Source organism: Pseudomonas donghuensis (genome assembly GCF_000259195.1).
Taxonomy (GTDB): Bacteria; Pseudomonadota; Gammaproteobacteria; order Pseudomonadales; family Pseudomonadaceae; genus Aquipseudomonas; species Aquipseudomonas donghuensis.
This window is the reverse complement of sequence record NZ_JH650765.1, coordinates 18,038-25,575: the sequence shown is the minus strand read 5'-3', so window position 1 is coordinate 25,575 and position 7,538 is coordinate 18,038. Positions and strand designations below refer to the sequence as shown.

At 62.6% G+C, this 7,538-nt stretch carries 5 protein-coding genes and 1 pseudogene; 3 read left to right on the top strand and 3 right to left on the bottom strand.

Annotated elements, in window-relative coordinates; translation table 11 throughout:
- Positions 1-3,258, top strand: a 3,258-nt coding sequence (locus UW3_RS26960; RefSeq protein WP_010223047.1) for a type I secretion C-terminal target domain-containing protein, incomplete at its 5' end; no start/stop codon positions are given.
- Positions 3,259-3,282: 24 nt separating this feature from the next.
- Here the strand turns inward: UW3_RS26960 and UW3_RS0113610 are convergent.
- Complete coding sequence (locus UW3_RS0113610; protein ID WP_010223046.1) at positions 3,283-3,648, bottom strand: YbaN family protein; 366 nt, start codon at positions 3,646-3,648, stop codon at positions 3,283-3,285.
- Between the two features lie 10 nt (positions 3,649-3,658).
- On the bottom strand, positions 3,659-4,246 hold the full coding sequence (locus UW3_RS0113605) for a UPF0149 family protein (protein ID WP_010223045.1): 588 nt from the start codon (positions 4,244-4,246) through the stop codon (positions 3,659-3,661).
- 245 nt (positions 4,247-4,491) lie between these two features.
- Between UW3_RS0113605 and recQ the strand changes: the two genes are divergently transcribed.
- Together recQ and UW3_RS0113595 are read left to right on the top strand one after the other, a co-directional pair.
- Positions 4,492-6,630 carry a DNA helicase RecQ gene (gene recQ, locus UW3_RS0113600; RefSeq protein WP_010223044.1) on the top strand — a complete coding sequence of 713 codons (2,139 nt, stop codon included), beginning with the start codon at positions 4,492-4,494 and terminating at the stop codon, positions 6,628-6,630.
- A gap of 118 nt (positions 6,631-6,748) precedes the next feature.
- The gene (locus tag UW3_RS0113595; RefSeq protein WP_010223043.1) at positions 6,749-7,183 is read left to right on the top strand and encodes a MarR family transcriptional regulator; all 435 of its coding nucleotides are present in this window, start codon (positions 6,749-6,751) and stop codon (positions 7,181-7,183) included.
- Between the two features lie 6 nt (positions 7,184-7,189).
- Here the strand turns inward: UW3_RS0113595 and UW3_RS29540 are convergent.
- A pseudogene (locus tag UW3_RS29540) lies at positions 7,190-7,538 on the bottom strand (hypothetical protein); the annotation flags it as partial.

Here is a 7,538-nt window from a genome sequence, read left to right as displayed (position 1 = left end):
ACCGACGGCAGCAGCGCCACAGGCAGTATTGACGTCAACATCGTCGATGATCTGCCGAGCGCCGTTAATGACACTAACGCGGCCACTGCCAGCGAAGTGCAGCTGACCTTGACCGGTAATGTGCTGACCAATGACGTTCAAGGTGCCGACCGCGTAACCGGACCGATTACCCCAGGCACCTTCACTGGTACCTACGGCACTCTGGTACTGGCAGCCGATGGCTCCTACACCTACACCCTGAACCCTGGCGACCAGGACTTCATCAACCTGCATGGCGGTGGCAATGGCGTCGAGAGTTTCACCTACACCTTGCGCGATGCCGATGGCGATACCAGCACGGCGACGCTGAAACTCAATGTCAGCAACCTGGACAACCCGGTGACCCTTGACGGCCTGAACGTCAATGGCGGTGAGCTGACGGTCTACGAGAAGAACCTCAGTGACGGCACCAGCCCCGACTCTCCGGCCCTGACCCAGTCCGGCAGTTTCACCGTGACGGCCCCCGATGGCCTGCAGAGCCTGACCGTCGGTGGTGTCAGCGTCGTCAGTGGCGGCGTTGTCAATGGCTTCCCGCAGACGGGGACTACGCCGCTGGGTAACTCCATCACCATCACCGGCTACAACCCGGCTACCGGAGTGGTCAGTTACACCTACACCTTGCTCGACAGCGAAAACCACCCGAACGCCAATGGCATCAATAATCTGAACGAGAGCATCAATGTCGTCGCCACCGACACCGATGGCAGTTCAGCCAATGCGACGATCGATGTGAAGATCGTCGACGATGTGCCGAGTGCAGTGGGGGCCGAACGCTCGGTTACCCCGGGGCAGGTGGACTCCAACCTGCTGTTGGTGATCGACGTCTCCGGCAGTATGGGTGAAGCCTCTGGCGTGCCAGGGCTGACGCGCATGCAGCTGGCCAAGCAGGCCATCAATGCCTTGCTCGACAAGTACGACGAAATGGGCGACGTGAAGGTCCAGCTGGTGACGTTCTCGACGGGGGCCAGCCAGCCTTCAGCCGTATGGGTGACCGTCGACCAGGCCAAGGCTATCGTCAACGGCCTGAGTGCGGGTGGTTCGACCTATTACGACTCGGCAGTCAACTCGGCGCAGTCGGCCTACACCACGGGTGGCAAAATTACCGGTGCGCAGAACATCGTGTATTTCTTCTCCGATGGCGAACCGACCTCGGGCCATTCCATCACTGCGGTACGGGAAGCGGCTTGGGAGAGCTTCCTCGACAGCAACGGCATCAAGTCCTACGCCATTGGCCTTGGCGGTGGTGTCAACGCCGGCAACCTCAATCCGTTGGCGTACGATGGCAGTACCCACACTGACACCAATGCCACCGTGGTCACCGACCTCAACCAGCTCAATTCGGTGCTGTCCGGCACCGTACAGGGCGCGCCGATCACCGGCAGCCTGATGAGTGGCGGCGAGTTTGGCGCTGACGGCGGCTTCATCAAGTCGTTGGTGATTGACGGCACTACCTACACCTTCGATCCCGCGGGCAACAGCGGCGCAGGTTCCTATGCCGCCAGCGGTGCGGCGGACCGCGGCACCTTCGATACCGGTACCAACAGCATCACCGTGAAGACCGCGATAGGCGGCAGCATCGTGGTCGACATGGACACCGGCGATTTTACCTACACGCCACCTAAAGACAGCGGCAGCAGCCAGGTCGAGCAGATCGGTTTCGTGGTCAGTGACAACGATGGCGATACCGCCAGCGCCAACCTGGTGATCAATGTCTATGCCAATACCGCGCCAGTGGCCGGGGCCGACCATATCATCACCAACATCCTTTCGAGCAGCATCACCGTGCCAGCCGAGGCGTTGCTGGCCAACGACAGCGATGCCAACCATGACCGCCTCAGCGTGCCTTCGACGACCACCTTCAATACCGGCTGGGAGGCCACGGGCACGGGCTTTACGGTGGGCAGCGGTACACCGACGGTGAACTTCAACGGTACCAACAGCAGCAGCGGCAACCGGCTGCGGGATCTGCCGCGCAGCTCTTTCAGCGGCCCGGCCAATAGCATGACCGCGGCTTTGATCGTCAATGGTTACCTGGGGGCAGTGAACGGGGGCAACGCCAACGATGAGGACGTATTGACCGTCACCTTGAAAAAAGGCGAGACACTGACCCTCGATCACAACCTGGCGGCCGGCAACATCCTGATGGAGTGGAAGGATGACAGCGGCAGCTATCAGACCATCGCTGACGGTGGCGCCTTCACCGCCAGCCATGCTGGTGTCTACAGCATCCACCTGGTCAACCTGGCCAACAGTAACGGTTCCACCGCTGCGGAGAACTACGCGTTGACCATGACGGTCGACTATTCCAATACGCAGAACGAAACCGCCTACGGCACTTACACCGTCAGTGACGGGCATGGCGGCACCGGCACCGGCAATGTCGACATCACGTACCAGGTGGGCAACACCCTCACCGGTACCGGCGGCGACGACACCCTGCTGGCAGGTGCCGGCAACGACACCCTCAATGCCGGGGCGGGCAATGATGTGCTGATCGGTGGGGATGGCAACGATTTCCTCTACGGTGGCGATGGCAACGACCTGTTGATCGGTGGTGCCGGCAACGACCTGCTCGACGGTGGCGCGGGTATCGACACCGCCAGCTATGCCAGTGCAGGCAGTGCGGTGACGGTCAACCTGGGTACAGCCGGTGCGCAGAATACCGGTGGCGCGGGCACTGACACCCTGGCGGCGATCGAAAACCTGATCGGTTCGGACTACGACGACAGCCTGACCGGTAACGACAATGCCAACGTGCTCAATGGCGGCTTGGGTAACGACACCCTGATAGGGGGTGACGGCGACGATGTATTGATCGGCGGGCCGGGCAACAACACCCTGACGGGAGGCTCGGGCAGCGATACCTTCCTGTATCAGCAGGGCAACAGCGGCCATGACGTGGTCACCGACTTTACCCCGGGCACCGATCACCTGGACCTGTCGCAACTGCTGCAGGGTGAGAATGCGACGACAGCGTCGCTGGATGATTACCTGCACTTCAAGGTCACTGGCAGTGGCGCCAGCGTGGTATCGACCATCGAGGTCAGCTCGGTGGCGGGGGCGGCGCCAACCCAGACCATCGACCTGGAGGGCGTCAATCTGGCCCAGCATTATGGTGTGACGGCAGGGGCCGGCGGGGTGATTGCGGCAGGGCAGGACACGGCGACGATCATCAACGGCATGCTCAATGATAATTCGTTGAAGGTGGACACCGTCTGACTGTGTAGACCTGTGGGAGCTGGCTCAGGACGGACGCCGCAGGGTCTTTTGCCGCAAGATGTAAATGCTCACCAGCACCGCGCTGGTGAGCATGAACCCCCGCGCCCAGATCAGCGGCACCAGGTAGCAGGACAAACCGATGCTCAGCCACATCAGGCCGATGGCGTAGACCTTGCCTTTGAGGGGAATGCCTTCGCCACTGAGGTAGTCACGAATCCACGGCCCGAGCTTGGGGTGGTTGACCAGCCAGTGGTGAAAGCGCGGCGAGCTGCGCGCAAAGCACGCAGCGGCCAGGAGCAGGAACGGGGTGGTGGGCAGTACCGGCAGGAAGATCCCGATCACCCCCAGCGCAACGCTGAGCCAGCCGGTGGCCAGCAGCAGGTAGCGCATTGACGCCGACTCAGTGGTGGCGAGGCTTGAGCAGTGCCGGTTTTTCGTCCGGTGCGTGCAGCAACAGGTACAGCGCAGTCAGGGCTTCCGGGATCTGCACGATCATGTCGTCCATCAGGTTGGCGTCGCTGGCGATGTCGGCGAACTCTGGCTGTTCATCGAACAAGCCGGAACCGACCATGATCGGCAGGAGCATTTCACTGACTTCTTCTTCAGCGGTCTCGAACCAGGCTTCCTCGCGCATGAATACGCCTTCCATGAAGCCGATGCACCAGCCGCGCAGGTCGGAGTCATCCGGGTCGTCACCCAGGTCCAGGTCGCAAGGCAGCTCGAATTCCTCGTCGCTGGCCAGTTGGCGGGCAACGTGGGCTTTGAGCTGGATCAGCGTGGCTTCGATGTCCTGACGCTGGGCGTCGTCCTTGTAATGCGGCTCTTCGGCGAACAGGGCATCGATCCATTCGCGCTCGGGGATTTCCTCGGCACCAATCGACAGCGCGGTCAGGAAGCCGTGAGCGGCCACGTAGTCCAGCGCCTCTTCGTGCAGCTCGTCGGCGTCGAGGAAGGCTTGCAGGCGGGTCAGTTGCTCGGCGAAGGACATTACGGGGCTACCTTGGGAATAAACGATACTGAATTCTAGCACCTTGCAGCGCAAACGATGCAAAGGAAGACGTCTATCGCAGAGCATCCTGCAAGGTCGCAGGCTCCGGTATAATGCCCGGTTTTTATCCCAGGGCCCTCGCAACTCGGGGGTCGGGTAAAAGCCGCTTACGCATTTTTGCGTGTTGCCAGCGGGTTTTTCGTCCAGCCTGTGCCCAGGATGGTTCTGCGATTTTTGGAGTTTTTATGCTCGAACAGGCTCAGCGCGTCCTCAAGGACATCTTCGGTTACGACAGCTTTCGGGGACGCCAGGGTGCGATCATCGAGTGCGTGGCCAAGGGTGGCGATGCGCTGGTACTGATGCCCACCGGCGGCGGCAAGTCGCTGTGTTTCCAGGTCCCGGCCCTGCTGCGCCCGGGCCTGGCGGTGGTGGTGTCACCGCTGATCGCGTTGATGGATGACCAAGTGGCGACCCTCGACGAGCTGGGCGTCGCCGCCGCCTCGCTGAATTCCACCCTCAGCGCCGAGCAGCAGCGCGAGCTGGCCGGGCGTATTCGCCGGGGCGAGGTGAAGATGCTCTACCTGGCCCCCGAGCGCCTGGTGCAGCCGCGCATGCTCGACTTCTTGCGCACCCTCGACATCGCCCTGTTCGCCATCGACGAAGCCCACTGTGTATCGCAATGGGGCCATGACTTCCGTCCCGAGTACCTGCAACTGGGGCAACTGGCCGAACTGTTCCCGAATGTGCCGCGCATTGCCCTGACCGCCACCGCGGACATGCGCACTCGCGAAGAGATCGTCACCCGCCTGCACCTGCAGAACGCCGAGCGTTTCCTGTCGAGTTTCGACCGGCCGAACATCTTCTACCGCATCGTGCCCAAGGAGCAGCCACGCAAGCAGTTGCTGGCGTTCCTCGGCGAGCGGCGTGGCAACGCCGGTATCGTCTACTGCCTGTCGCGCAAGAAGGTCGACGATGTGGCCGCCTACCTGTGTGAGCAGGGCTTCCCGGCCCTGCCTTACCACGCCGGCCTGCCTGCCGAGACCCGGGCCTCCAACCAGCGGCGCTTCCTCAACGAGGAAGGCCTGATCATGGTCGCCACCATCGCCTTCGGCATGGGCATCGACAAACCCAACGTGCGCTTCGTCGCCCACCTGGACCTGCCCAAGTCGCTCGAGGCCTACTACCAGGAAACCGGCCGTGCCGGTCGTGACGGCCTGCCTGCCGATGCCTGGATGGCCTACGGCCTGCAGGACATGGTGATGCTCAAGCAGATGCTGCAGAACTCCGAGGGTGACGAGCGCCACAAGCGCATCGAGCAACACAAGCTCGATGCCATGCTGGCCCTGTGCGAAGAAACCCGCTGCCGCCGTCAGACCCTGCTCAACTACTTCGACGAAGAGTTGCCCCAGCCGTGCGGTCATTGCGACAACTGCATCGATGGCGTGCAGACCTGGGACGCCACCGAGCCTGCGCGCCAGGCGCTGTCGGCGGTCTATCGCACCGGTCAGCGCTATGGCGTCGGCCACCTGGTGGATGTCTTGCTGGGCCGCGACAACGAAAAGATCCGCAACTTCGGCCACGAGAAGCTCGCCGTGTATGGCGTTGGCAAGGACCGTTCCGAGCACGACTGGCGCTCGCTGTTCCGCCAGCTGGTGGCACGCGGCCTGGCCGACATCGACCTCGAAGGCTACGGTGGCCTGCGCCTGTCCGACAGCTGCCGGCCGTTGTTGCGCGGCGAAGTCAGCCTTGAGTTGCGCAAGGACCTCAAGCCACAAACCAGCAGCAAGGGCGGCGCCAGCAGTGGCGGCAGCCCGGCCAGCCAGTTGGTGCGCGGCGACGAGCGCGAGCAGTGGGAAGCCCTGCGGGCGCTGCGGCGCAAGCTGGCAGAAGAGCACGGCGTACCGCCTTATGTGATCTTCCCCGACTCGACCCTGCTGGAAATGCTACGCAGCCAGCCCACCAGCCTCAGCGAAATGGGCCGGGTCAGCGGTGTTGGCGCGCGCAAGCTGGAGCGCTACGGCGAAGCCTTCCTCGAAGTGCTGGGCGGTGGCGTCGAGGCGCCGAAGATCGTCACCGACCTGCGCCACGAACTGGTCAGCCTGGCCCGTGCCGGCATGACCCCGATGCAGATCGCCGGGCAGTTGAACTGCAGCGAAAAGAACGTCTACAGCTTGCTCGCCGAAGCCATCGGCCGCCAGGAACTGTCGCTGGACCAGGCCCTGGACCTGCCGGAAGAGTTGTTGGGCGAGATACAGGATGCCTTCCTCGATGGTGAAGGCGAGCTGCCGCCGGTGTCAGCCATTGCCGAACAGTTTGGTGCACGGGTGCCCGAAGGCGTGCTGTATTGCGTGCGGGCTGCGCTGGCGGCTGAATTCGAGATGTAAACCCGGCTTTGTCATCATTTATAACGATTATCGAAGCACTGCCAGCCGTATGAGCCTTGCTTGCGGCTCACGGTCATGATTAGCTGACTAATAATTAGTTCTGATGATGAGTTTCTCTATGCCGTTGACCGACCAACACAAATTCGGGATGCAGCTGGCACACATGTCCCGCGGCTGGCGCGCCGAACTGGATCGCCGCCTGGCCGGGCTGAACCTGTCCCAGGCCCGTTGGCTGGTGCTGCTGCATCTGGCCCGATTCGACGAAGCACCGACCCAGCGCGAGCTGGCCCAGAGTGTCGGGGTCGAAGGCCCGACCCTGGCTCGCCTGCTCGACAGCCTGGAAACCCAGGGCCTGGTACGCCGTCAGGCGGTGCTGGAGGATCGTCGGGCGAAAAAGATCGTCCTCTGCCCGCCGGCCACGCCGCTGATCGAGCAGATCGAAACCATTGCCAACGCCCTGCGCGCCGAGCTGTTTGTCGGCGTCGACGAAGAGGAACTGCGCATCTGCATGCGCGTCCATGCACGAATCCTGGCCAACCTGGAAAAGTCCTGAGCCCCCTCAGAAGGTGTGACCCAGGTTCAGGTACATCGCCTTCTGATTCTCGCTATTGGCCCCGTAGCTGAAGTTCAGCGGCCCCAGGGGCGTCTCGAAACCGACGAAGATGCTGGCTGCATTGATGTAGCCACTGTCGAACTCGTTGTCGTTGTTCCAGGCCCGGCCGCGTTCCAGCGAACCGCCCAGGTACAGCGGGAAGTCCAGCGGCAGGTAGGCGCGCGGGGTCAGGCGGCGGTAATAGACCACGCGCATCAGGCTGACGTTCTGCCCGGACACCGAGTCCTGGCGAAAACCCGACAGTTGCCGGGCGCCGCCGAGCACGAAGCTTGAGGTGACCACCTCGGCATCATCC